Origin of the sequence: Psychrobacter sp. JCM 18901 (genome assembly GCF_000586435.1) — a bacterium.
Classification (GTDB): Bacteria; Pseudomonadota; Gammaproteobacteria; order Pseudomonadales; family Moraxellaceae; genus Psychrobacter.
This window is the reverse complement of the sequence record NZ_BAWH01000009.1, coordinates 12,692-37,377: the sequence shown is the minus strand read 5'-3', so window position 1 is coordinate 37,377 and position 24,686 is coordinate 12,692. Positions and strand designations below refer to the sequence as shown.

General features: G+C 42.2%; 15 protein-coding genes and 8 pseudogenes. 12 read left to right on the top strand and 11 right to left on the bottom strand.

What is annotated here, in order from left to right:
* Positions 1-270: 270 nt before the first annotated feature.
* Positions 271-1,347 carry a beta-N-acetylhexosaminidase gene (gene nagZ / locus TT11_RS08230; RefSeq protein WP_261869985.1) on the top strand — a complete coding sequence of 359 codons (1,077 nt, stop codon included), beginning with the start codon at positions 271-273 and terminating at the stop codon, positions 1,345-1,347.
* A 102-nt stretch (positions 1,348-1,449) separates the two neighbouring features.
* On the opposite strand, the gene TT11_RS08225 is transcribed toward nagZ, so the two are convergent.
* The 4 genes from TT11_RS08225 to TT11_RS08210 all read right to left on the bottom strand — a co-directional run bounded on the left by TT11_RS08225 (position 1,450) and on the right by TT11_RS08210 (position 4,968).
* On the bottom strand, positions 1,450-2,316 hold the full coding sequence (locus TT11_RS08225; protein ID WP_261869984.1) for an OmpA family protein: 867 nt from the start codon (positions 2,314-2,316) through the stop codon (positions 1,450-1,452).
* 41 nt (positions 2,317-2,357) lie between these two features.
* A complete protein-coding gene (locus TT11_RS08220; protein ID WP_261869983.1) occupies positions 2,358-2,510 on the bottom strand; it encodes a hypothetical protein in 153 nt (50 codons plus the stop codon).
* Positions 2,511-2,528: 18 nt separating this feature from the next.
* Positions 2,529-3,044, bottom strand: a complete 516-nt coding sequence (locus TT11_RS08215) for a hypothetical protein (protein WP_261869981.1) — start codon at positions 3,042-3,044, stop codon at positions 2,529-2,531.
* Between the two features lie 301 nt (positions 3,045-3,345).
* On the bottom strand, positions 3,346-4,968 hold the full coding sequence (locus TT11_RS08210; RefSeq protein WP_261869979.1) for a hypothetical protein: 1,623 nt from the start codon (positions 4,966-4,968) through the stop codon (positions 3,346-3,348).
* 414 nt (positions 4,969-5,382) lie between these two features.
* Here TT11_RS08210 and TT11_RS08205 point away from each other — a divergent pair, with 414 nt between their 5' ends.
* The 6 genes and pseudogenes from TT11_RS08205 (at position 5,383) to TT11_RS08180 (ending at position 10,612) form a co-directional block, all read left to right on the top strand.
* Entirely contained in the window at positions 5,383-5,991 is a 609-nt protein-coding gene (locus TT11_RS08205) for a rhomboid family intramembrane serine protease (protein WP_165598370.1), read from the top strand.
* 103 nt (positions 5,992-6,094) lie between these two features.
* Positions 6,095-7,051 carry a metallophosphoesterase gene (locus TT11_RS08200; protein ID WP_261869975.1) on the top strand — a complete coding sequence of 319 codons (957 nt, stop codon included), beginning with the start codon at positions 6,095-6,097 and terminating at the stop codon, positions 7,049-7,051.
* Between the two features lie 107 nt (positions 7,052-7,158).
* A complete protein-coding gene (purE, locus tag TT11_RS08195; RefSeq protein ID WP_082624535.1) occupies positions 7,159-7,710 on the top strand; it encodes a 5-(carboxyamino)imidazole ribonucleotide mutase in 552 nt (183 codons plus the stop codon).
* Between the two features lie 197 nt (positions 7,711-7,907).
* Positions 7,908-9,108: pseudogene (locus TT11_RS08190) on the top strand (5-(carboxyamino)imidazole ribonucleotide synthase); the annotation flags it as partial.
* Positions 9,109-9,284: 176 nt separating this feature from the next.
* A pseudogene (locus tag TT11_RS08185) lies at positions 9,285-9,735 on the top strand (DUF188 domain-containing protein).
* A 235-nt stretch (positions 9,736-9,970) separates the two neighbouring features.
* The gene (locus TT11_RS08180; RefSeq protein WP_261869972.1) at positions 9,971-10,612 is read left to right on the top strand and encodes an SDR family oxidoreductase; all 642 of its coding nucleotides are present in this window, start codon (positions 9,971-9,973) and stop codon (positions 10,610-10,612) included.
* Between the two features lie 157 nt (positions 10,613-10,769).
* On the opposite strand, the pseudogene epmA reads toward TT11_RS08180, so the two are convergent.
* The 3 genes and pseudogenes from epmA to TT11_RS08165 form a co-directional block, all read right to left on the bottom strand.
* Positions 10,770-11,800, bottom strand: a pseudogene (epmA, locus tag TT11_RS08175) (EF-P lysine aminoacylase EpmA).
* 50 nt (positions 11,801-11,850) lie between these two features.
* Positions 11,851-12,960 carry a 4-phosphoerythronate dehydrogenase gene (locus tag TT11_RS08170; RefSeq protein WP_261870048.1) on the bottom strand — a complete coding sequence of 370 codons (1,110 nt, stop codon included), beginning with the start codon at positions 12,958-12,960 and terminating at the stop codon, positions 11,851-11,853.
* A gap of 108 nt (positions 12,961-13,068) precedes the next feature.
* Positions 13,069-14,195: pseudogene (locus TT11_RS08165) on the bottom strand (AI-2E family transporter).
* 1,001 nt (positions 14,196-15,196) lie between these two features.
* Here TT11_RS08165 and TT11_RS08160 point away from each other — a divergent pair.
* Both TT11_RS08160 and TT11_RS08155 read left to right on the top strand, forming a co-directional pair.
* Positions 15,197-16,763, top strand: a pseudogene (locus TT11_RS08160) (NAD+ synthase).
* 214 nt (positions 16,764-16,977) lie between these two features.
* Positions 16,978-18,251: pseudogene (locus TT11_RS08155) on the top strand (hemolysin family protein).
* A gap of 46 nt (positions 18,252-18,297) precedes the next feature.
* Here TT11_RS08155 and TT11_RS08150 read toward each other — a convergent pair.
* Positions 18,298-19,004, bottom strand: a pseudogene (locus TT11_RS08150) (YggS family pyridoxal phosphate-dependent enzyme).
* Positions 19,005-19,393: 389 nt separating this feature from the next.
* On the opposite strand from TT11_RS08150, the gene TT11_RS08145 reads away from it, so the two are divergent.
* Together TT11_RS08145 and TT11_RS08140 are read left to right on the top strand one after the other, a co-directional pair.
* Positions 19,394-20,446, top strand: coding sequence for a type IV pilus twitching motility protein PilT (locus TT11_RS08145; protein WP_261870047.1), 1,053 nt, complete (start codon positions 19,394-19,396; stop codon positions 20,444-20,446).
* Positions 20,447-20,578: 132 nt separating this feature from the next.
* Positions 20,579-21,700 carry a PilT/PilU family type 4a pilus ATPase gene (locus tag TT11_RS08140; RefSeq protein ID WP_238069259.1) on the top strand — a complete coding sequence of 374 codons (1,122 nt, stop codon included), beginning with the start codon at positions 20,579-20,581 and terminating at the stop codon, positions 21,698-21,700.
* Positions 21,701-21,823: 123 nt separating this feature from the next.
* On the opposite strand, the gene fur is transcribed toward TT11_RS08140, so the two are convergent.
* The gene (fur, locus tag TT11_RS08135; protein ID WP_179798166.1) at positions 21,824-22,258 is read right to left on the bottom strand and encodes a ferric iron uptake transcriptional regulator; all 435 of its coding nucleotides are present in this window, start codon (positions 22,256-22,258) and stop codon (positions 21,824-21,826) included.
* Positions 22,259-22,586: 328 nt separating this feature from the next.
* Between fur and TT11_RS08130 the strand changes: the two genes are divergently transcribed.
* The gene (locus TT11_RS08130) at positions 22,587-23,006 is read left to right on the top strand and encodes an outer membrane protein assembly factor BamE (protein ID WP_057758247.1); all 420 of its coding nucleotides are present in this window, start codon (positions 22,587-22,589) and stop codon (positions 23,004-23,006) included.
* A gap of 34 nt (positions 23,007-23,040) precedes the next feature.
* Here TT11_RS08130 and TT11_RS08125 read toward each other — a convergent pair whose 3' ends face one another.
* A complete protein-coding gene (locus tag TT11_RS08125; RefSeq protein ID WP_261869967.1) occupies positions 23,041-23,481 on the bottom strand; it encodes an RnfH family protein in 441 nt (146 codons plus the stop codon).
* Positions 23,400-24,532, bottom strand: a pseudogene (locus TT11_RS08120) (hypothetical protein). Before TT11_RS08120 ends, TT11_RS08125 begins: the two are co-directional and overlap by 82 nt.
* Positions 24,533-24,686: the final 154 nt, after the last annotated feature.

Genomic DNA, 24,686 nt, shown 5'->3' with positions numbered 1-24,686 from the left:
GTATAAGCAATCTTACACGCTACGTCTGTACATACCAAACTTTCTATCACTTTTATCATACATAGTAATTGAGGGCTATCAACATCGATCTGATAACTGAATTTGATGGCTATTAGCAAATTGATTTGACCCCAATAACCTGCCACATTATGCTCAATTAATAATAACTGTCATAATAAGATATCTGAACAATGACTGATAAGACAGCCACAGATATATCATCAGTCAACCTCATAATACAACCATATATAAAATAATAAGGATCACGCGATGTACGGCGTTTTAATGATAGATATCGATAGTACCGCTTTGACCGCTGAAGATGTCAGCTTGATTAAACAAGCACAGGTTGGCGGAGTAATACTGTTTGGTCGTAACGTCACAGATGCAGCCCAAGTCAGAGCACTATGCGACGATATACGTTATCACAATCAAGACATACTTATCGGTGTGGACCAAGAAGGGGGACGAGTCGCAAGGCTACGTGAAGGTTTCACGCCCTTACCTGCTATGGGTCGATTGGGTGAGCTATTCAATCAAGACCCAAATCAAGCACTTAGCTGCGCCTACGATTGCGGTTATCTAATGGCAGCTGAAGTGCTGGCTGTAGGAATCGATTTGAGCTTTGCACCCGTACTGGATAGAGATGGTATTAGCCAAGTCATCGGTGATCGCAGCTTTCATCATGATACGCAAGCCATCACTGCGCTTGCAACACAGTTTATGCGCGGAATGAAAGCGGCTGGTATGGCAACCACTGGTAAACATTTCCCCGGTCATGGTGCCATTGCTCCTGACTCGCACGTATCAGAAGCCATCGATACGCGTAGCTTAGATGAGATTATCAGTAGCGACATGCAACCTTTTGCTCAAACACTACATAGTCTAGACGCTCTTATGCCAGCCCATGTGATATTTTCGCAGGTAGACGACAAGCCAGCAGGTTTCTCCAAAATTTGGCTACAAGATATCATTCGAGATGAGCTTAAATTTGATGGGGTATTATTCTCTGATGATTTATCGATGGCAGGTGCAAAGGCGGCTGGTGATGTCAGTGCTCGCGTAAAAGCGGCCATTGATGCCGGTTGTGATATTGCTCTCGTATGCAACGACCGTGTGGCTGCTCATGAGGCAGCTAAAGCTGCGCAAGATCTGCCTTACCCTAACCAGCAGCGTATCAAAACCATGCGTGGCAACATTCCGACATGGCAAGGCGATCTTGAATCTACTTGCCATAAGTTTGAATACTGGCAGCAAGCCAAGCAAAATGTTACTCAGACTTTTTTTAATGCCCAAGCTGATGCTCAGACTGCTAAAGAATCAACAGACCCTACTCTGTATAAATAATAGCTTACTTAACTATCATCGAGCAGCATACAAAAAAACCGCACCTTTATAAGATGCGGTTTTTATCATTTGGCTACTATAATCAAAATAAGAACAAATAGATTAATTGGTTGGGTCTACCGCAGTACCTTGGGTAGCGTCATCGCCATCTGGTAACAAATCATCATTGTTACTATCTAATGGGTTCATATCTGGATCTAGCGAATCACCGTTTATTATCATGCCATCGTTTGCACTAACAACCTCGTCATTGACCATAAATTCAATACGGCGATTGCGGAAGCGACCTTGTTCGGTTGAATTATCTGCGATTGGTTCTGATTCGCCCATGCCTTTGGTAGCTAATTTACTGGCATCAACTCCCTTAGACACTAGATATGCTTTCACTGACTCAGCACGCTCCTGAGACAGCTCCATATTATAGGTATCAGAGGCTTGACTGTCCGTATGACCGACAATCATCAGCTTCATATCAGGTACGTTATTGATGATTTCTGCAGCACGGTCTAACAGTGCTTTATTGACTTCAGGTATAACCGCTTCATCTACTTGGAAATTAATCACCTGAATACTCAAAGCGCGAGCAACATCACGTGGATCTGGGTTTTCACCTAGATTGGTCATCGCCACATCTGCAGCAGCCAGACTGTCATCAATCTCGCCTTGTAAATCTAATGGACCTTCAGCTTGCACGGTCATAGCAGGAGCAGCTGCTTGTAAATCAGCAACCAATTTGTCCAACGCGGCTTTATCAGGAGCATTGACAGTAATGTTATCGCCTTTGATAATCATGCTCGCATTCGGTACATTTTTGATAATTGGTAATATCATTGCCAACTGAGCAGATGCTGGCATATCTACTGCAAAATTATCATCAACATCAGCGCGACATTTATTGGCTTCGTCACCAAATGCACCAGTCAAAGCATTCATAACATTGGTTTGTAATGTCTCATCACCTACGCTCATACGACAAGCATACAGCTCGCTATTTTCACCAGTTGCGATGCTCAGTGATGCAGCTCAATCGCGCCGGCAACCGCTAGTGCCTCATTACCTTGTACCCCTTGCTGTACTGTGGCTGCTGGTGTTGCTACAGGCTCGGGGTTTTCTTGACAGCCTCTGAGTAGTGCCCAAGCCAATGCACCTAGATAATCAACCAATAATAGGTAGCAGCGCTTTCATAAAGTTCTCTTTTGGCTCTTCTTCTCTTTGTAATGGCGCTGTACTGGTGGTATCAGAAATCGGTGTGCCAGCTGTAGTAGAAGTGGCAGCGACTGCACTAGCAGGTAAAACAGTACCGCCCATGCAGGGATATGATGCTGATAACTGTTCAGGTTGTCATTCAAAAATTGTGGAACAGGTGTGGTACCAGCTAAGCTTTTGATCTCATGAAAAGCCAGTGGCGCTGCCATCGCAATCAGACCACGTGAAGCAGTCGCATCGACATTATGTTTGCCTGCCAATTCGCGAGAGATTTGGTCGCGGTGTGCTCCTTCTGTCCATACACGGTCATAAAAAGCGTTGTCATCACGGGCAATGTTTTCATTAGCAAAGCGATTAAAAGTATCGTTGTCTGCAAGACGAGCAGCAAAAATAGCATAAAACTGTTCTAGTAGATTTTTCTTAGCTGGGCTACGGTCATCTTCCAATACGGCTGGACTGACGGTGCGTGTCAAATGGCTAATAATATCCATAATATGGCTCTCCCCTTAATTTTTATTTATATCATTCGTTTGCTCAAAAAGCAGCTATATCATTCTTTTGTATTCAATCGTTATAGTATTAGATAATCATGGTAGCGATAAATCCATCAAACTACTTTATTTGGTTTTGATTATTATAAAATTCTTAAGCTGCTATTCACAGTCTGTACGTTGTTGTGCAAATGATACAGTAAGTAATGTTTCGGTTGGCACACGTAACTGTAGCCAAGTTACATGAAAAGATAGGCCGTATAAAAAGACACACCCTATGACACAGCGTGCCTTATAAAAACTACCTAACTTGAGCTGGTTCAGCAACGATAACCGTGTTTGCCATCTCATCCACTTCTGAAGGTGAAAAAGGGCCTGGCGGTCTAGTCGTTTGATTATTCGAAGGAAAGTTGTTGGGAATATTGCTCGCGCCATTAGTAGGCAGATTGTTGGGCGCATTATTAAAGCTATTATTGTTAGGCAAAGGAGTTGGTATCACACGATCTCCAGTATCATCATCCGATGCTTGGTATTCGCCAGAGTTACTATTTACCCCATTATTATTGAATTGGTTATTAATCCCCGCCCCATCATCTACAAACTGGTTATTTGCGTTTGCCATGTTGTTCGTAGCATCACCAATATTGCTATTATCAGGCAACGGTAATGGTGCTGTACTCTCGACCACCATCGCTGGTACTAAGTTGCGTACTTCTATGACCAGTTTTTGCAGTAGCATATTGTCTGGAGCCTCCAGTATGAGACGATCGTTTTGCACATGCAAACGTGCAAATGGTGTTGATCTAAGCATCGTCAAGACATTGGGTAGTATCTCCGCAGGCATATTAGCGATTGTGGTTGCTACCCCATCCTGTATGTTCAATTCACAAATACTTGCCTGCTCGCCAAAGCTTGTGTTGAGTGCTTGTTGCAACGTGCTTTGCAGTGCAGCATCGCCAACGGTCGCGCTACAAGTGTACAAGTTACCGCCGTTGTCTACACCGACAATAAGCTCAACAGGAGTCATTGTTGGTACAGGAGGTACGGGCGCTGGTGGTGGTTCAACAGGTGCTGTGGCCACAGGTTCTACTGGTATTTCATTATTGGGTTTCACTAATAATGCCCATGCTGCTAGTGCAAGCGCAGCTAGAGCTACTATTAATAAAAATACACGTATTAGTAGATCGTTTCGTTGATTGCGAGTACGCACCTGCGCACGCTTTAAGTTACTGTTTTCTGCCAAATGGTAGGCTGCTGGATTGGCATGAATAGCATCGCTATTGGCCATCGTATTGTCATCTAGGGCTTCAGTGTCTGCGCGCTCAGCAGTTGATATTTGCTCTATGCTTTCTACATCATTATTTGTTATTGGTGCGACTATGCCAGTATCTAAAGTAGCGTCGTCAAGTCTATTCGATATGTCGTCACTTACTGGCACATGGTCATCATCTGAACCAAAGCTTTTTTGTATTTGCTGACTAACGCTTTGAGTAGCAGTAATCACAGCGGCTGCCCAGATAGGTAAATATGGACGTAAAGCAGCCTGCTTTTCTTGTAAAAATGCTGGCAAAAACTGCCCATTGGCCAATACTTTTAGTTCACGATATGCCAACGGCGCGGCACTAATTAGTAATTGCTCAGTTGTCTGCTCATCAATGTGATGAGTGGCTGACAACTCTTGGACGATAGTCTCTTGCAGACTTTTATCTTGCCATATTTGTTCAAATAAAGGGCTTTCATTATTAGTGCTAGTCATTACTTGATCAGTACGCAGCAACTGTGAGTAAATTTGTGGCACAGCTAGGCGCGCAGCCAAAACAGCATAAAACTGCTCAAGTAGACTGACATAGGCGACATTATTGCTGTCATCATTACCCATTACAGCTGGGGTTACCGTTTGTTCTAGCTGGTCAATAATGTTCATATTCCACTGCCTCTATCAGCCTTATTTGAATGTGCAAAATTGAGCACTTATTTTATTTTTATCCATGTCACTTGTGTACGTTGCTTCTTTGTCTAAAAGATTAATCTCAGCGCGGATGAATGAACAATACTCTCGTCTTTAACCTTGCTTTAAAAGTTTCACTTATGTTGCATGGTACACTGCTACATTATTCACTATAACCGCATAAAAAAGCATCGTTTTGTCACACAATAGGTATTCGCGTTATCGCAACTGCTGTTAGTATTAGTCTATTGCTAATGGTTAGTACTTAATACGGATCAGACGTCAAACTTACTTTTTAATCAGCCGTAACGCTTAGGCTTTGAATATTGTCATTTGTAGCTTGTCATTTGTAACATTGTCACATATCAGGCACGGCCTAAGGATTTTCCTTTGTTAAACCATACGACGCTTATTATCATTATTACCGTTATTGTCAGCTTATTGGCTTGGCAAAACAAGACGCTATTTAATCGATTGATTTTTTATCCGCCAGCAGTCAACAATGGGCAATGGGATCGTTTTGTGACCCACGGCTTTATTCATGCTGATAGTATGCATTTGCTCTTCAATATGTTTACTTTGTATTTCTTTGGGCGTGCTATTGAAGGACTATATCAGCCGTTTTTATTTGGCTACGGTTTTGTAGTCTTTTATGTGTTGGCAATTATCGTTGCCATGATTCCAAGTTACGTGAAAAATAAGAACAACGCCAGTTATTTGAGTCTAGGCGCATCAGGCGGCGTATCAGCTGTGCTGTTTGCTTTTATTCTGTTAGCACCATGGGAGAGAATTTACCTCTTTGCCGTGATTCCTATTCCTGCGATACTATTTGCCGTGGCTTATATATTTTATAGTATCTATGCGGATCGACGCGGTGGCTCAAATATCAATCACATGGCTCATATGTGGGGCGGCGCATTTGGCGTTATCGCCACAATTGTTTTGGAACCAAAAGTACTACCGCATTTTATCAATGCGTTGCTATCACCGGGATTTTAGACATTTTTACGTATAGTAAAGCTATCACTTTAAACACAGTTATACTTTATAAACTCTATTTTGCGCAGGGTACACTTCTACATTTGAGATTTAGTAATACATTATGATTATAGATATTATCGGTGATATACATGGTTATGCAGACAAACTGATCGGTCTGCTGCATCAGTTGGGCTATGAGCATAACGGTCAGCATTTCGTGCCACCAACAGGTCACAGGGCGTTGTTTATCGGCGATTTGATCGATCGTGGTTCGCAGCAATTAGCCACGTTAGAGATTGTCTTTGCAATGCTAGATGCCGATGTAGCCGATGCAGTGATGGGCAACCATGAATATAATGCATTGGCATATGCCACGCGCGATCCCGATAATACTAGCCAGTATTTACGCTCGCACAACGACATCCACAGACGCCAACACGAGGCGTTTTTAGCAGAGATACCATTTGGCTCAGAGCAACATGAGTACTGGTTGCAGCGTTTATACGAAATTCCATTATGGATTGAGACCGACTACGCCTGTTTTGTACATGCTTGCTGGGATACAGATAGCATGGCAATACTAAAACCCCTTCTGACTGACGATAACTGTCTGACTCCAGCAGGTTTAATCGCGACGGCTAAAGAAGATACCATCGCCTTTGACGCTTTAGAGCGAGTACTAAAAGGGGTTGAAACAAGCTTACCTGATGGCATTGTGATGGTAGATAAAGAAGGTACTGAGCGTACACGAGTACGAGTACGCTGGTGGCTAGATGAGTTAAATACACGCACACTTCGTGAAGTGTCTCGTGCTCCATCGTCCGCGTTGGCGCAGATACCACTTGATGCGCTGGCTGAAAATATAGAATTTGCGCTAAAAACTCATAAACCTGTGTTCGTCGGGCATTATTGGCTCACTGGTACCCCTGAGCCACTCAGTCCACAAGTTGCCTGTACCGACTACTCTGCAGCAGTGGATAGCGGTTATTTGACCTGCTACCAGTTAGATACCGAACAACCATTACCATTGACGGCCAAGCATTTTGTTCAGCATTATCACGATGAAAAGCAAACATAAAATCGTGATATCACTGCAATTAACGCCATACCAGTATTAAAAGTCAAACTTGGCTTTACGAGTGTAGCAAAATTTTTGTATGATGGTCTTTTTGAGGATATCCAATCATGAGCACCACGAATACTGCTGCTAACCAGAACGGTCCAATTACCTCTCCTGCTGGTCAGCCAAAAGTCGGCATTATCATGGGTTCGCAGTCTGACTGGGCAACTATGAGTGCTGCTGCGCAATTGCTTGCAGACTTTGACATTGCTTTTGATTGTGAAGTTGTCTCTGCACACCGTACGCCTGACAGATTATTTGATTATGCCAAAAGTGCAAAAGATAATGGTCTACAAGTGATCATCGCTGGTGCAGGCGGTGCCGCTCATCTGCCAGGTATGTGTGCCAGTCAAACGCCGCTACCTGTTTTTGGTGTCCCTGTAAAGTCATCTATGCTGAGCGGTTGGGATAGTCTACTGTCTATCGTACAAATGCCAAAAGGCGTCGCTGTTGGTACTTTGGCGATTGGTGCTGCTGGTGCTTATAACGCTGCCCTACTTGCAATTCAAGTATTGGCATTGCATGATGATACGATTGCTACTAAGCTCGATCAGATGCGCCAGTCTCAGACTGAGACCATTCTCGCTAGCCCAACACCAGGTATTATCAATCCTTAGGTAAATATAAATCGATCAGCTCTTATAGCAGCGTCTTTTAGATTGAAGGCTTAACGATTGAAGCTATCAATATATACTTTTAAGCAATTCTGAGTAGAGATAAGGTGCATACAGTGCACCTTTTCCTATTTTCACCCATTGAGTTTTAGATTTTCATAGCCCAAACACCTTATTCACTTTTATTCAAAGAGCCTGCCATGACTACAGCAAACGCTTATCCTGTTACCCAAACCATTCGTACCATCGGTATTTTAGGCGGTGGTCAGCTTGGTATGATGCTTGCCGAAGCCGCCATGCCATTGGGTTACCAATGTGTATTCTTAGAAGATAATCCAGAATGCCCTGCCAGCTTATACGGTCGGGTCTTTCATAGCGATCAATTAGAAGACTTTATCGCAGCAGCGGATGTCTTTACCTTAGAGTTTGAAAACACGCCAACGTCTACGGTCGAACAGCTGGTTAGCTTGTCGAAATCTGGCAGCAAGCAAGGCATGTTTCCACCATTGATTGCGCTTGATATCGCTCAAGATCGTCTAAAAGAAAAGCAGATGTTCAACACGCTTGATATTGCAACCGTGCCATTTATGGAAGTAAATTCTGAAGCTGAGCTCAAGCACGCTTGTAAAGAATTAGGCCTGCCTATCGTTCTGAAGACCAGCCGAGGTGGTTACGATGGCAAAGGACAGTTCGTCATCAAGCAGGACAGTGATATTAAAACTGCTTGGCTAGATCTAAAAGACGCTGTCAATGGTAAAGGCTCACTCACGCCAACACCTGCGCCGTTAATTGCTGAAGGTTTTATTAACTTTAGCCGTGAAGTCTCTATCATTGCAGCAAGAGCGCAAAACGGTCAGGTACGCTGTTACGATTTGGTCGAAAACCATCATCACAACGGTATATTGGCCAAAACTCAAGCCCCTGCTGTTGGCACGAGTCACCTGTTCCAGCAAGCAACCGATGCTATTACTAAAGTCATGAACCATTTGGACTATGTTGGCGTTATGGCGCTTGAATTGTTCGTCACTAAAGATGCTCGCGGTCATAATGCGATACTGGCGAATGAGATCGCACCACGAGTCCACAACTCTGGACACTGGAGTATCGAAGGCGCTATCACCAGCCAGTTTGAAAATCATATCCGTGCCGTAGTCAACTTGCCATTAGGCGATACAGATAACGTCCATCCTGCAATTATGGTGAATGTACTGGGTCAATATCCCGATATCAGTGCAGTGCTAAATATCGATGGCGCTCATTATCATAGCTATCATAAGGCTGAGCGTGACGATCGTAAGATTGCTCATATAACCCTGATGCCTAATGACGTGACTGATTTAGAGCCTGCTATGGCAAAATTGGTTGCTATCTTGCCAAACAAGGTTGGCCTAGATAAAGAGTATGCAATTGTAGATACTCAGCCTAGTAAAGCAGATGTGGATACTAAGAGTAATCCTAAAAACAGTGCTCAGAACAGTGTTCAAAATGATGCCACAGCTGATGAACTAGACACTAAAGATAGCCAAACAGGCAGCCTGAATACTCCTCCATCAAAATCTGAGAAGGCTAAAAAAATAATGCAGATTTGGGTGGACGCAGACTCGGTGCCATTGATTGCCAAAGATTTGATTATTAAAACGGCTGAACGTACCAAGACCATGACTATATTTGTGGCCAATCAGCCGATCAAGCTACGCAAGTCGCCCCTACTTGTTATGACTGTCGTACCGTCAGGTTTCGACAAAGCGGATGATTATATCGTCGAGCAGATACAGGCTGGTGACTTGGCTATCACTAGCGATATCCCTTTAGCCAATGACATTTTGGATAAAGGTGGTATGGTACTGACGACGCGCGGCGTGGTCTATGATAAGAACAACATCAAGCAAAAGCTCAATATGCGCGACTTTATGGATACTATGCGCGGTACTGGTGTCCTAGAGTTACAGGAAATGAGCGGACAAAAACCCTACGGTGATCGAGATAAAAAAAGCCTTTGCTGATGGGCTTAATCGCTTGGTTCGTTAATGCCTTTTATGGTTCTATCTGACGCCTACCCATCATGTCTTCTATTAAGTAACATTATTTAGCCAACGTTTGCTTCCTTGCAAACGGTATACACTCTATAACCAAACACTATTCAATCAGCACGCTTTATAACGAAGCGTGCTACCTATCTTTGTTACTCTATATTTGGTTTTTAAGATAAATAAACTTACTGAATAACTTAAACAATAGCATTTAAATAAGAATAGGAATGGTTATGAAAATTTTAGTCGTTGGTGCCAGTGGCCGTGTCGGTGGTGAATTGGTTAAGCAATTATTAGCTGACGAACACCAAGTAATTGGTACGACTCGCCAAGAAAAAAAGCTGTTTGACAATGACAGCTATACTCAGCTAGATTTGGATATTACCGCCAGCAAAGAGTCTATCGAGAAACAACTGGATCAAGATATTGATGCTGTCTATTTTGTTGCAGGATCTGGTGGTAAAGATGTATTAGAGGTCGACTTACACGGTGCAGTAAAAACCATGCAAGCCGCGCAAGACAAAGGTATCAAACGCTATATTATGCTTAGCTCTGTCTTTTCGCTAGAAACTGAGAAATGGGATAACAACCCTAACATTGCAGATCTAAAAGACTACTATATCTCTAAGCATTACGCTGATCATTGGCTCGTGAATAATAGCTCACTCGACTATACAATCGTACAGCCGGGTGCACTGAAAGAGCGTGACGGTACAGGTAAAATCACTATTAATGATACCAGCTCTGGTGAGAATGCCATCGAAGATGTAGCGACAACGCTAGCCGCGGTGCTAACCGCAGATAACACCATAGGCAAAGTCTTCAACCTACACAATGGTGACATTGATATCAATGAAGCAGTTTCTACGGTATAAATAAATTTAGCAGTAGCAAAATTGGTTGTGGACGCTAGATTTTAAAAGCAGCCAATACAAAAGGTCGTTATCGATTCGCCAATATATAGTTGGTAAATCGGCAACGACCTTTTTATTATATATTTAGATTACAACTAATCTAAAGACGCTCTTTCAATTATGCTTGCCCACTGGGAAAAGGAATGACTTTTTCCAAGCTGCTTGCACCTGTCAACACCATTAGCAATCTATCCATACCGACTGCGATACCACTACATGGCATCAAATCATTGGAGGCAGCTAATAGATGTTCATCAACTGGCATTTGAGGTAGATTATGACGCGCGCGTAATTGATTGTCTTGTTCAAAACGGTCTCGCAATGCTTGACCATCTGCTAGCTCATCATAAGCATTGGCAATCTCAATGCCATTGATATACAGCTCGAAACGTTTTGCAATTTTATTACCGTCTTTATCCATAGCGGTCTTCGCTAACGCAGCGGTCGCAGGTGGATACTCTATAATCAATGTTGGCAAATCATGGCCCAGATTTGGCTCTACGGCATGACTGAATAATAAATCCAACCAGCTTTGGCGACGGTTTTCTTCGCTATCATCAGCACTATTAAAATCAAATCCTGTCAAACACATATCTTCTGCCACGGCTTGCAATGCAGTTAAACTCGCTGTCAACGGATGGATGCCCACGAAGTCCATAAAGGCATCGACATAGCGATAATGACTCATCACAATTGAATGACCATAAAGTGTTTCTAACAACTCATTAAGTTCAGTTGCCATCTCGTCCAGACTATAATTCGGTTGATACCATTCAAGCATCGTAAATTCAATATTATGACGCGTGCCTATTTCGTTATCACGGAAGACAGGACAAATCTGATAAATAGGTACTTGCCAGCTGGCCAATAAACGCTTCATCGCAAATTCAGGCGAGGTATGCAAATAATAAGTGCGTGGACGGTCCTGATAGGTCACATGAGCTGCTACAGACTGCAAAAAAAGTGTCTGTATTGCCTGCTTGGGATAATAGCGGTGTTTGCACTTCTAGCACTTGTCGACTGGTAAAAAAACTGACGAATATTACTGATAAATTGCGCGCGCTGTTGTGCCATCGCAAGTGTCATGGTTGGCGCGTAGCTAGGATTAGAAGTAATAAGCTGCGAAGAAATGTTGTTTGCTTGAGTCATTGGGCTCTACTGCGACTGATGAATAATTGGTTGCTCAGTATCTTGTTTAATTAAAACTGCCACTCACGACGCAGGTGGTAGTCACGTCTCAGACCGTCGAAGTCAGCACCATTTACTTGCCTATCAACTGCTTTATTGCGCAACAAGTCATCATCTTGCATGATGTCATAAAACTTTGGCAGTCTGTCTGGATACGATTTTAATTCAGACCATAAGAACACATTTAGCGGTAGCAGATTGGACATAGATTGAGCTGGAGGTATCGATAATTTTTCACACAAGGCATCATAAATGATTTGTGTGCCACGCAGCTTACCTTCTAGCGTATAGCCAGCGATATGCGGTGTGGCAATAGCAAGTTTGGATAATAAGCTTGCTGCAATTTCTGGCTCATGCTCAAACACATCTAGCACCACTTGACGTCCAGTACGCTCAATATCTGCTTCAAGCGCACTTTCCTCGATTACAGGTCCGCGCGCACTATTAATTAACATCGTATCGGCAGGCATCATTGCTAATGCAGCTGCGTTGATAAGGTGACGTGTTGGATAATTACTACCTTTAAGATTCGTCGCATTCTTCTCATTAGTCAAAGGCACATGCAGACTAACTACGTCACTTTGGCTAAGTACCTGCTCCAAGCTAGCATTGTTAGTTTTAGAGGCTGGCAACAGGGGATCATAACCTAGCACCTGCCAACCCAGATCATAGGCATATTGAGCAAGTGTACTGCCGATATTGCCAAGGCCAATGATACCTAAGGTTAATGACGCCGACTGCTGCCAATACTGCGGACACAAAGTAAAAACAGCCGTCAACACATACTGAGCCACAGAATGCTTGCTACAACCAGCCGCATTGGCAAAAGTGATATTGCGAGACGCTAGATAATCTTGATCTACATGGTCGGTACCAATAGTCGCAGACCCAACAAACTGCACGCTGTTATTGTCAGCCAATAGCGCTTCATTTACTTTCGTCACAGAGCGTATCAGCAGCACATCTGGCTGTACTTCGGTAAGTAGCGCTGCATCAATATCTCGACCAGCGACAGTAATAATCTCAACCGTATGCTCAGTCAGCTGACCAAGCATAGCATCATTAAAAAAATCATTCAGACTGGCGATGTTGCTATCCGCTAAAATAGTGATATTTTTAATTGTACTTAATTTATCGGTCTTATTATTCGTCAAATCTGCCATATTCTCATTTGTCATTATTCATCATCTCTATCGATAATTTTTTACATCGTATTTGCTAGCGACTCATTATTCTGGCTCGTGCACAGGATCTATCGCACGAGAGTCAGAAAGCATCACCTCTTGCTGAGCAAATATCTCATTCTTATGCTGCGATATCCACTCGCGCCATACTGCAAGCCCGATAGCCAATACGACAGGCCCAATAAACAAACCAACAAAACCAAACGCTGTTAGACCACCTAATACACCAATAAAAATAATGATAAAAGGGATTTTGGTCGCGCCGCTAATGACGATAGGACGAATCAAATTATCCACCCAGCTAATTACCAGTACACCCCATAGTGCCAATCCAATACCCTCTGCAGTATGTCCTTGGCTCAACAGCCAAATCGATACCCCGCCCCAAACGAATGGCGTGCCAAACGGAATCAAGGCAATAATAAAAGTAACAATGGTCAATAAAATAGGACTTGGTGCACCAGCGAAGTAATAGCCGATACCTGCCAGTGTCGCCTGTGCCAACGCTGTTAAACCAATACCGTAGACTACGGCACGTGTGGTTGTACCCACAGAATCGATGTAACCGTCGATGCGATTGCCGATGATGTTACGCAGCGCTTGACGAATCTGCCGAACCAGACTGGTGCCATCTCGGTAAAAGAAGAAAAGCGTCATTAACGCCATACCGAGTTTGGCCAAACTACTGAACACCACATCAAAGGCTATTTTGCCATAATATAAATGCGACTGAACCCAAATGCGAAAAGCTTCTAGCGTCCCTTCTGGGTTTTTGTTGATACGCCACAGCACGTCTTTGACTTGCTGACCGATGATAGGTAAATCTTTGAGGGAGTCAGGCACATCTAAGTAACCTACCTTGATACGGTAAATCAAATTACTGATTAAACTCAAAGCTTCTTGTTGCAAGATAAACACACCGATAACCACTGGCACGCCAATTATCAGTGAAATGCTCACCGTCATAATAGCGGCACTAAAATCTGGCTTAGCTTCACCTTTTCATGGAAGAAATTATAAATAGGAAAAGTCACATAGGCCAAAATCGCTGCCCACAGCGCTGGTACAATAAAAAACTGCACCACTTGAAAACACAATACGAACAGCACTACTAGCAACGTAATTGCTAATAAGCGCTGAATAATAAATTCTTTTGTCCAGTTTTCAATCATAGCGTATAAACCAAAAGCGGACAGCAAACGATAGTTTTGCTGGCGAGTTTATAAATGTGTGATGAATATCAGCTCTTAGACACTGTCTGTAAGCCGTATCCATTAGCGAGAGTTGCGAATCATACAAAAAAGCATTGCGTCGGACTTATATTGCTACAGACTTATAAGTTCACATGAAGATTAAGTAATATAACAGTTAAATAGTATGACTGTGTTCAGTTCCATAGCGTGAATTCATAGCAATTTATTATCATAGATAACACAATAAAAATGCAGCTAGCACACTTTATTATGCAATAAAGCGTGTGAATTATATAACGCGTTGTTGTAATCTTTACTTACAACTTTGTCTATGCAAGCTTACTAGATGGCGACGATAATGACTAGCGCATAATGCATGAATTTAGTGTGTAAAAATGATGTATTGAAAACTGCTTTTATGTTCAGCTTTTAAACTGTTATCTTATAAGGGAATCCACTGGTGCGTTCTATTTGTCGCGACAATTGATGTTATACTAAAGCAATTATTTTAAGCTTTTCAGTGTAGTTAAGTTTATTTGCACATGTTTATTTACATCATCGTACAGACATCGAATCCTTTGAGCCAGATTTCAACACCTGCTTATATCGTCTTCTTTTAGACTATCATAAGTTCTCATTTTAGGGTGTCGCTATCACTTAGAGTGAGTTACTTGAGCAAAATCATAAGTCTTTTATAAAGGCTTATACGAAATTTAGACTCAGCATATCAGCTCAATATTTGAGCTTGATATGCCAGAGCGCAGTTTTGAGTTAATTTCGGATTTACTTTGATTTTATTTGAAATCAATACAGACACATCAAATTTTAATAATATATCGATAGGAACAATAACAATGTCAAAAGACACTGATAACCCCAACTCTAATACCTCAAACGAAGCCAGTAAGACCAATAAACCACAAGATACTGTCACTTTCGCTTTAGCTCAATCACATTTTTGGTCGGTGATATCGCAACCAATGTCGAAAAAAATGCGTACCCTAGCATTACAAGCACGCGAACAAGGTGCTGACGTTATCGTATTCCCAGAGTTAGCTCTGTTAGGTTACCCTCCACAAGATTTATTGCTACGTCCAAGCTTGTCTGGCCGCGTCAAAAGCGCTTTGTCTACTTTGAGTGATATCGATGATATCGTCATGATTGTCGGCTATCCGCATGTCGATCATCACGGTACTTTTAACTCTGCTGCCATCCTACATAATGGTCATCAAAAAGGCTTTTATCATAAGCAAATTTTGCCAAATTATGGCGTGTTTGATGAGCGTCGCTACTTCGACAAAGGTCGCAATCAAGTTTTATTTGACTATAAAGGCATTACTATTGGTCTGCTTATCTGTGAAGATTTATGGGAAAAAGGTCCTATCTCTGAGCTTAAAAAAACAAGGTGCTGATTTAATCGTAAGCTTAAACGCCTCACCTTTTGAGATTGAAAAGCAAGACAATCGCAAAACCATGCTAGCCAAGCGTAGCCGTGAAAACAAGCTACCTATCGTCTATGTCAACGCAGTGGGCGGGCAAGACGATCTAGTGTTTGATGGTGGCTCTATGGCTGTACAAGCTGACGGTAGCATTGCTCATGAAGCGCCGCGCTTTATGAACCAGTTGCTACTGGCTACGTTAGACGTCAAAACTGCTAAATTCAACGAGCAGACCAAAGCGCCTCTAACCTTGAGCCGTGAATCTGAAATGTATCAAGCGTTAGTCGTCGGTCTACGCGACTATGTCAACCATTCAGGATTCTCTGGCATTATTGTCGGGTTGTCAGGTGGTATTGACTCAGCATTGACGCTCTGTATCGCTGTTGATGCTCTGGGCGCTGACAAGGTATATGCAGTCATGATGCCATACGAATACACTTCTCAAATCAGTCTAGAAGATGCTCAAGCCCAAGCACGTCGCTTAAATGTTTCTTACACCGTCTGCCCTATTTTTGACGCTGTCGAAGGCATCCGTCATACGCTAGCGCCGTTATTCAATAAGTCGCCAGCGGACACTACCGAAGAAAATATCCAAGCGCGCGCTCGCGGTGTTATTTTGATGGCCTTGTCCAATAAATTCGGTCATTTGGTTATCACGACTGGTAACAAGTCAGAATTGGCAGTGGGTTACTCGACACTATATGGCGACATGGCTGGTGGCTTTGACGTACTAAAAGACGTATATAAGTCTCAAGTTTATAAATTGGCGAGCTATCGTAACCGTTTAGAGGATACGCCGGTTATTCCTGAGCGCGTTATTACTCGTCCGCCATCAGCTGAATTACGTCCAGATCAAAAAGATCAAGACAGCTTGCCTGACTACGATGTGTTAGATGGTATCTTGACGTCATATATCGATGAAGACATGGGCTATCAAGAGATTATTGATAAAGGCTTCGATGCTGAGATGGTCGCCAAAGTCATCAAAATGGTAGACAATAGCGAATACAAACGCTTGCAATCTCCTATCGGTACAAAGATTAGCCACAAAGCTTTCGGACGTGAGCGCCGTTATCCATTGGTTAATAAGTGGTCAATCAAAGGTTAATTACTACATACCTCTCAACTTTTACTATCTATAAGTTGAGAGGTGCTAGTTCACCAGTTTTACAAGATATCGAATTTTTTTACTATTAGCTGGGTGCTTGCCCAGCTTTTTTTGGTTTTTATCCACCAAAACTTTTACATCTAACCCGATTCTTTTCCACACAGCTTCACCAACTATTTGCCTTAATTATCTTTATTCCTTTTTCGAGTACGTCATGAGTTTGCTAACCGCTAGTGTTTTTCTTCTTTTATTGCTTGCCTTAAGTACCTTTGTCTCTGCTGCTGAGATTGCCATCGCTGCAGGCCGTAAGATTAAACTCCAAATTATGGCAAAAGAAGGCGATGTTCGCGCACTTGATGTCCTCAATATGCAGGAACACCCTGGTAGTTTTATCACCGTCGTGCAAATAGTGCTAAATGCAGTCGCTATTTCAGCTGGTGCCGTGGGTGAATCGGCCATCAGTCCATATCTCGAGCAGTTATTGAATAGTGAAACGATAGCATCAGTCATATCGTTTGTACTTATTACGAGTTTGTTTTCACTACTTGCTGATCTAATGCCTAGGCGTTTGGCCATGTCAAATGCAGAGACGATAGCGGTACGCTTGTACGCCCGATGATGTTGTTAATATTTATACTAAAGCCCATTATATGGGTGTTCGATGGGGCTGCAAATATCCTGTTTAAACTTTTTGGCATCTCAACCATACGTCAAGATGATATGACACCAGAAGATATTTATGCAGTGATGGATGCTGGTGCCGAAGCGGGTGTACTGAAAAAGCAAGAGCATCACTTGATCGAAAACATCTTTGATATGCAAGAGCGTACCGTCACCTCAGTGATGAATCCTCGAGAAAATATCGTTTACTTTGATACCAAAACAAGTACCGAAGAAGTCGTGAATATCATGATTGAGCAGCCACACAATAAATTTCTGGTCTGCCATGATGATGATTTAGAACATATCGTTGGTTATGTGGAATCTCGTAGCTTTTTGGCTTTGGTTTTGAACCAACAAGAAGTTAGCCTGACAAACAAGGCTTTATTGAAACCAGCACTTTTCGTGCCTGATACGTTGTCTTTGTTTGAAGTATTAGAGATGTTTAAATCCACTGGCGCTGATTTTGCGGTCATCGTGAATGAATATGCCCTAGTCGTTGGTGTTATCACTTTAAAAGACGTGATGAGCATTGTGATGGGTGAGTTGGTAACGCTCGAGGAACAACCTATCGTCCAGCGCACTGACAATTCGTGGTTAATCGATGGCATGACCCCTATCGAAGATGTGATTCGTGCATTAGATATCGTCGACTTACCACGCAGTCAAAATTACGAAACTATCAGTGGATTTATGATGTATATGCTTCGAAAAATCCCTAAAAAGACCGACACGATTGAGTATGCCAATTATCGATTTGAGATTATTGCGACTGATAATCTTAAAATCACACAGATGCTAGTCACCAAATTAGAAGATGTCATTTAATTTACTGGCTAGTTAAAGAATGCTTAACTAGCCTATTCACATTGTTTTAAGCACGTTGACCAAAGATAGCGGTGCCGACACGTACCATCGTTGTGCCGTTTTCTATCGCTTCTGCCATATCGCCACTCATACCCATACTAAGCGTATCCCAATTATTTAATTCTGGACAATCGGCTTTGACCTCTTCAAACAACTGCTTAGTTCGAGCAAAGGCATCCGTATTTGCTTTAGCAGGAATAATCATCAAACCTCGTAGCTGTAAACGCTCATACTCTTTGATCGCTGTTATCAGTTCTGGCAACTGGGCTGGCAGGCATCCTGACTTGCTATCTTCATTATCGATATTTAATTGAATCAACACATTCAACGGTGGCAGGTCAGCTGGTCGTTGGTCATTTAACCGTTTAGCGATGATATCGCGCTCAACCGTTTGCACCCAATCAAAGTGCTCTGCAATGTCACGTGTCTTATTACGTTGAATACTACCGATATAATGCCAAACGATACTCTTGCCTACAGGCTGAGCTTTAAGTTCAGTAATTTTCTCGATGGCCTCTTGTAGATAGTTTTCACCAAAATTGCGCTGTCCTTGAGCTGCTAAAGTTGCGATCATATCGCAGGTTTCGTTTTCGAAACAGCCAGCAGCATAACATTATCAGCCTGTCTGTCAGCATGATCACACGCTTGCTTCATCTGCTTACTAACTTGTTGCCAATTATCGATAAGTGTCACTTCATCAATATTGCCATTCATTTCCTTCATATTGCCATTCATTTCCTTCATGCTCTGCCCTTATTGCTTGATTAATTTTTTGAAATTTTTTTCTGCAATTTTTATTATAAAAAAAACATAACTATCCGATTTTTAAAAGTAAATTAGAAATAACTTCTATGAAAATTATTTTAAAACGATACAGTTCTGGTTTTTCTTAATTTAGTAGATGGTTAAATACTCACAGTCTTGTTATGATATTGTTACATGCTTTAACATATGCTACTGAATGTGTTAGTGATGGTAAAGACCTATACTGGCGAGCTTCTTATCATTTCTTATTATGCTAAGGCTATCGATAAATAGTTTACCACGTACTTTTATAGTGTTTTGTCTTACCTAGACTAAGTGATAGGAATATCAAATTATGGCTGAAAAAAAATAATCTTAATATCGAAGACTTGCTGCGCTTTACGGTTAAGCATAAGGCGTCAGATTTACATATTTCAGCGGGTATGCCGGCAATGATACGTGTCGATGGTGAAATGACACGTATCAATATGCCAGAGATGACCCATCAGGTTGTACATCAGCTTATTTATGACATCATGAATGATAAGCAACGTGCTGACTTTGAGGAGTTCTTTGAAACAGATTTTTCTTTTGAAATTCCTAATCTAGCACGTTTTCGTGTCAACGCTTTTAATCAAAACCGCGGTGCAGGCGCTGTATTCCGTACCATTCCTTCTAAAGTATTAACGATGGAAGACTTAGGTATGGGCGATGTCTTTAGACGCGTTTCAGACTTCAAGCGTGGTGTGGTATTGGTCACAGGCCCAACAGGCTCAGGTAAATCAACAACACTTGCGGCGATGATTGACTATATTAATGAGAGCCGAAAAGAGCATATTTTAACTATCGAAGATCCGATTGAATTTGTGCATCAATCTAAGAAAAGCTTGATTAACCAGCGTGAAGTACACCGTGATACTTTGGGTTTTGAGCCAGCATTGCGCTCTGCCCTACGTGAAGATCCCGATGTTATTTTGGTTGGTGAGCTACGTGACCTTGAGACTATCCGCTTAGCGTTGACCGCAGCAGAAACTGGTCACTTAGTGTTCGGTACCTTGCATACCAGCTCAGCGGCTAAAACGATTGACCGTGTCATTGACGTATTCCCAGCTGCTGAAAAAGACATGATCCGCGCTATGTTGTCAGAATCATTGCAAGCTGTTATTTCACAGACATTGCTGCGTCGTCAAGCAGGTGGACGTATAGCCGCCCATGAAATCATGATAGGCACCCCTGCTATCCGTAACTTGATACGTGAGAACAAAATCGCCCAAATGTACTCTGCCATCCAAACAGGTGCAGGCGATGGCATGATTACCCTCGATCAAACGTTAAAGAACTTGGTAAGTAAAGGAACCATTAGCAAAGATGTTGCACGTCCTTATGCTAAACAACCTGAGGCATTTTTGTAGTACTGATAGATAGTATTGACAGATACCACTAAAAATAACAAACAACTTATGGTCTCTGTTTTTACTTTATTACTTTTTACTGACGTATTTAAAATATGATTTTAATCGACTTACATCCGGTGCAGGTGCGATATGGATATTGATAAACTATTACAATTAATGATCAGCAAAAATGGCTCTGACCTTTTTATTACTGCTGACGTAGCGCCTTCCATGAAAGTGAATGGAAAAATCTTACCTGTCGGTAGAACCCCTTTGAGTGCTGAGCAAACCATGAGATTGGTCAAAGGTGTAATGACGCCAAGCCAGCAAAAAGAGTTTGAAGAAACCAACGAGTGTCAATTTGCTATCTCTGATGAAGCACAGCAAGCTCGCTTTCGAGTCAGTGCATTTGTACAGCGTGATATGGCAGGAATGATTTTACGAAAAATTGAAAATAACATTCCAACGGTCGAAGAATTACGCTTACCGCCAGCTTTAAAAGAATTGGCCATGAAAAAACGCGGTATTGTTCTATTAGTTGGCGCAACAGGTACAGGTAAATCTACTACCCTTGCTGCAATGATAGGACATCGCAATCAAAACTCTCATGGTCATATCATTACGATAGAAGACCCTATCGAGTTTGTCCATAAACATCGCGGCTGTATTATTACCCAACGTGAAGTTGGTATCGATACCCATTCATTTGAAGCAGGCCTAAAAAACACGCTACGCCAAGCACCCGATGTTATCTTAATCGGCGAGATTCGTAACCGTGAAGTCATGAGCTATGCTATTCAGTACGCAGAAACTGGCCATCTAGTGTTTGCAACGTTGCACGCAAACAACGCTAACCAAGCAATCGATCGTATCATTCACTTCTTTGAAACCAGTCGCCATAACCAGTTATTTATGGATTTGTCGTTGAACCTGCAAGCTATTATCGCGCAGCAACTTATCCCCACACCTGATGGTAAAGGGCGACGCGCTGCTATTGAGATTTTGCTAAATTCGCAGCTGATCAGTGACTATATCCGTAAAGGGGAAGTTCATGAAATCAAAGATGTGATGACACGCTCACGAGACAGTGGCATGCAAACCTTTGATCAGGCACTTTTTGATTTGTACGAACAAGGAGAGATAACGTATAAAGAAGCGATTCTACATGCCGACTCCCCTAATGATCTACGCCTCAAAATTAAGCTCAGCAGCAAAAACGGTAAGGCTAATTTAGATGAAGGTGCTGATAGTTTGTCGTTAGATGTGAGTTAAATTATTGATTTTCCAATATAGAATAGAATATATAAAAAACCCTCGTTATTTATAACGAGGGTTTTTATTGTTCGATATCGTAGTACTGATAGAAATAAGCGTTTCTACTAGTACGCTAGACAATTACTTCGCGCTATCTCTACAGGCCTGATCCGCACAAATACCATATAGCACAAGAGAGTGCCCAGACAGTTTAAAGCCATGTTTTTCTGCTACTTTCAACTGCTCTTCTTCGATGACTTCATTATGAAACTCTATAATCTTGCCACACACATCACAAACTAGGTGATCATGATGCTCTTCTTGGGTAATCTCAAATACAGATAGATTGTTTTCAAAGTTATGACGCTCAACAATACCTGCTTGCTCAAACTGTGTTAGGACACGATAGACAGTGGCAAGACCTACATCTTCACCTTGTTCGATGAGCGCTTTGTATATTTCTTCTGCACTCATGTGGTGTAACTCGGCGCTTTCTAGCAGCTCTAAAATCTTAATACGAGGTAACGTAACCTTCAATCCTGCTCTACGTAAATCTTGATTGGTAAAAGAAGCCATAATATCCCTTCTGACTGTGACAGTCTTAGCAAATGAAAAACTAAAAAAATATGAGATAAATAATCGTTGCTGATTATTCTTTATTAAATATAAGTGGTTTTAACACCCTCAAAACAGTGCTGATGAGGTGAAGGACTGCTTTATAATTCCCTGAATAACCGCAGTGCAAGCCTATGAATTTAAAATATAAATAATAAAACCATTCAGGTGGTGTTTGGTAAATAATGTCGTAAGTGGTAGGCAATTGCAAGTAAATGACGTATCATTTGTCCAAGATTGTCGGTCAGACTCGCACCATCTAACTTTGGCCGCGCCTAATTCATTTCTTATGAGTCATCTTACCATGATAAAGACATTAAATTTCCGTCCGTTAAGCCACACAAGCGCATTACGTAAGATCGTTATCACCAGTATGCTTAGCGCTACTGTTGCTATGTCTGGCTGCTCATTATTGAGTGTTTATAAGATTGATTTGCCACAAGGCACAGCGATTACGCAAACCCAAGCCCAGAAGCTAAAAGTGGGTATGAATCAAAACCAAGTTCTTTATACTCTTGGCAGCCCTGCGATTCGAGATACTCTTGAACCTAAACGCTGGGATTATATCTATGACTACAAAGCAGGCACTGAAGGTAGCCGCAAAGGCATCGCAGATGTCAAAAATGCTAGCCAGCATTTAGTTGTTTACTTTGATGATAATGGTTTGGTCACGCGCATCGAAGGTATTGAGAGTCTGCCAGCATCATAGTCAGCGAAACCTATTAGCTTAGATAGTTAACGGTTTAGCTACGAGATTTATTTTTGCGCTGAGACATAGGATCAGCGCTTAAACTGCGATATACCTCGATACGATCAAAAGGCTGTAGCAAATAGCTTAATGGCTGTTTCTGTGCATAAATACCCACATGCCAACATTTCGCAGTTGGCGTGGTGATATCTATTACTTGCTCACACCACGCTGCCAGTTCTGCAAATTTCTCAAGCCATCCTGCTTGCGCCAACGCTTCATGCAAACTAGTATCTTGTCTAACCTGCAAAGCTAGATAATGCTGGCGCTGCTCATCTTCAGCATACGCCAGATATACGGTCATTAGATTGGCTTGCGTAGACTGTGGCACGCTGTTGTCACGACCTTCGACTGTTAGCTCAACCACTGCATCACCCAACCTATCAATGCTAGCAGCAATGCTAATGGTACGACTAAACGTATCGCTACTCGCCACAAGTTATAAACTGCTTCATTGCTAAAATTTAACGACTTGCGTAGATGGCTGATTTTCATCTGCATCCCGCAAATACTGATAATAATAGTACAGCAATGCTACTAATAATGACCAAGATGCCAACTAACCATGCTGTCGGTATCGCAACCACTAATAGTAACGCTACAGCAAAAGTGATTATCAAACTAACTAATAATCCAAACTTATGCGTTAACTGCTGAGTACTGTAATGTAGCAAGTAACTGGCTACAAATAACACCCCGCCCCAATATAACAGCTGTCCAATTGGTGGTAGCGACATACCACTAGTAAATAAAGCCACTACTCCTATCAGCAGTTGCAATACCCAAATCGGTAACACTAGCTTGGTTGCACGGTACTCACGAGTAGCCGCTCTGTTTTTTACTTGCTGATTGTTTGCTTCTACCGCTGTGACTGTTTGTCTGCTCACCAAGTTCTGACCGAACCAGTATAATCCTGTACCTGCACCAACACTGACTAATGCTAACGCGACTGCGCGAGCCCATTCAGTCAAACTGACATCAGTCATAGCAAAACCAGCATTGGGTACACCGTTTGCGAATCCTAGTAGCAACCCTATTACCATCAAACCCAAACCAATAGGTAAAGGCGCAACACCCAGCAAGCTTAAGAGTACTGCAATGACCATCAGACCTGCAGCAACTACGAAGTTCGGTACATCGGGTACACTATTTAGCTCAGTTAATGCAGACAATATACCTGTACTTGCGCCAGATATAACCAACGCTGCAATCACAATAGAGACTAATGCCGCTAACCAACCAAAGCTACGCCAGATCGGACTGACATCTGCTTCACGAGTGAGCTTTTGCATACCCGCTAGAGGGCCTTCAACGCTACGATAGGCCAGTGCTATCTCAGCGTAAATAACTGGCAGCGCAACCAATACCATGGCTAATAGCCACAGTAACCAAAAGTCGATCTCACCAATTGACGCAGGTGCAAACCAACGAAATAGCAATAACGGTAGTAGCGCCGCGATAAAATAAGAAGCATAACGGATCATCATAATTTCAATCCAAACGATCTAATACCATTCACAAAAACTGGACTAGCAAACAAAACAAGTGCAAGTACCACGCATGGTAGACTGAACATGTTTGACACGGCTAACCATATTTTGAAAATTGGTATAAAGTGAATAACGATAATTTATAATTATA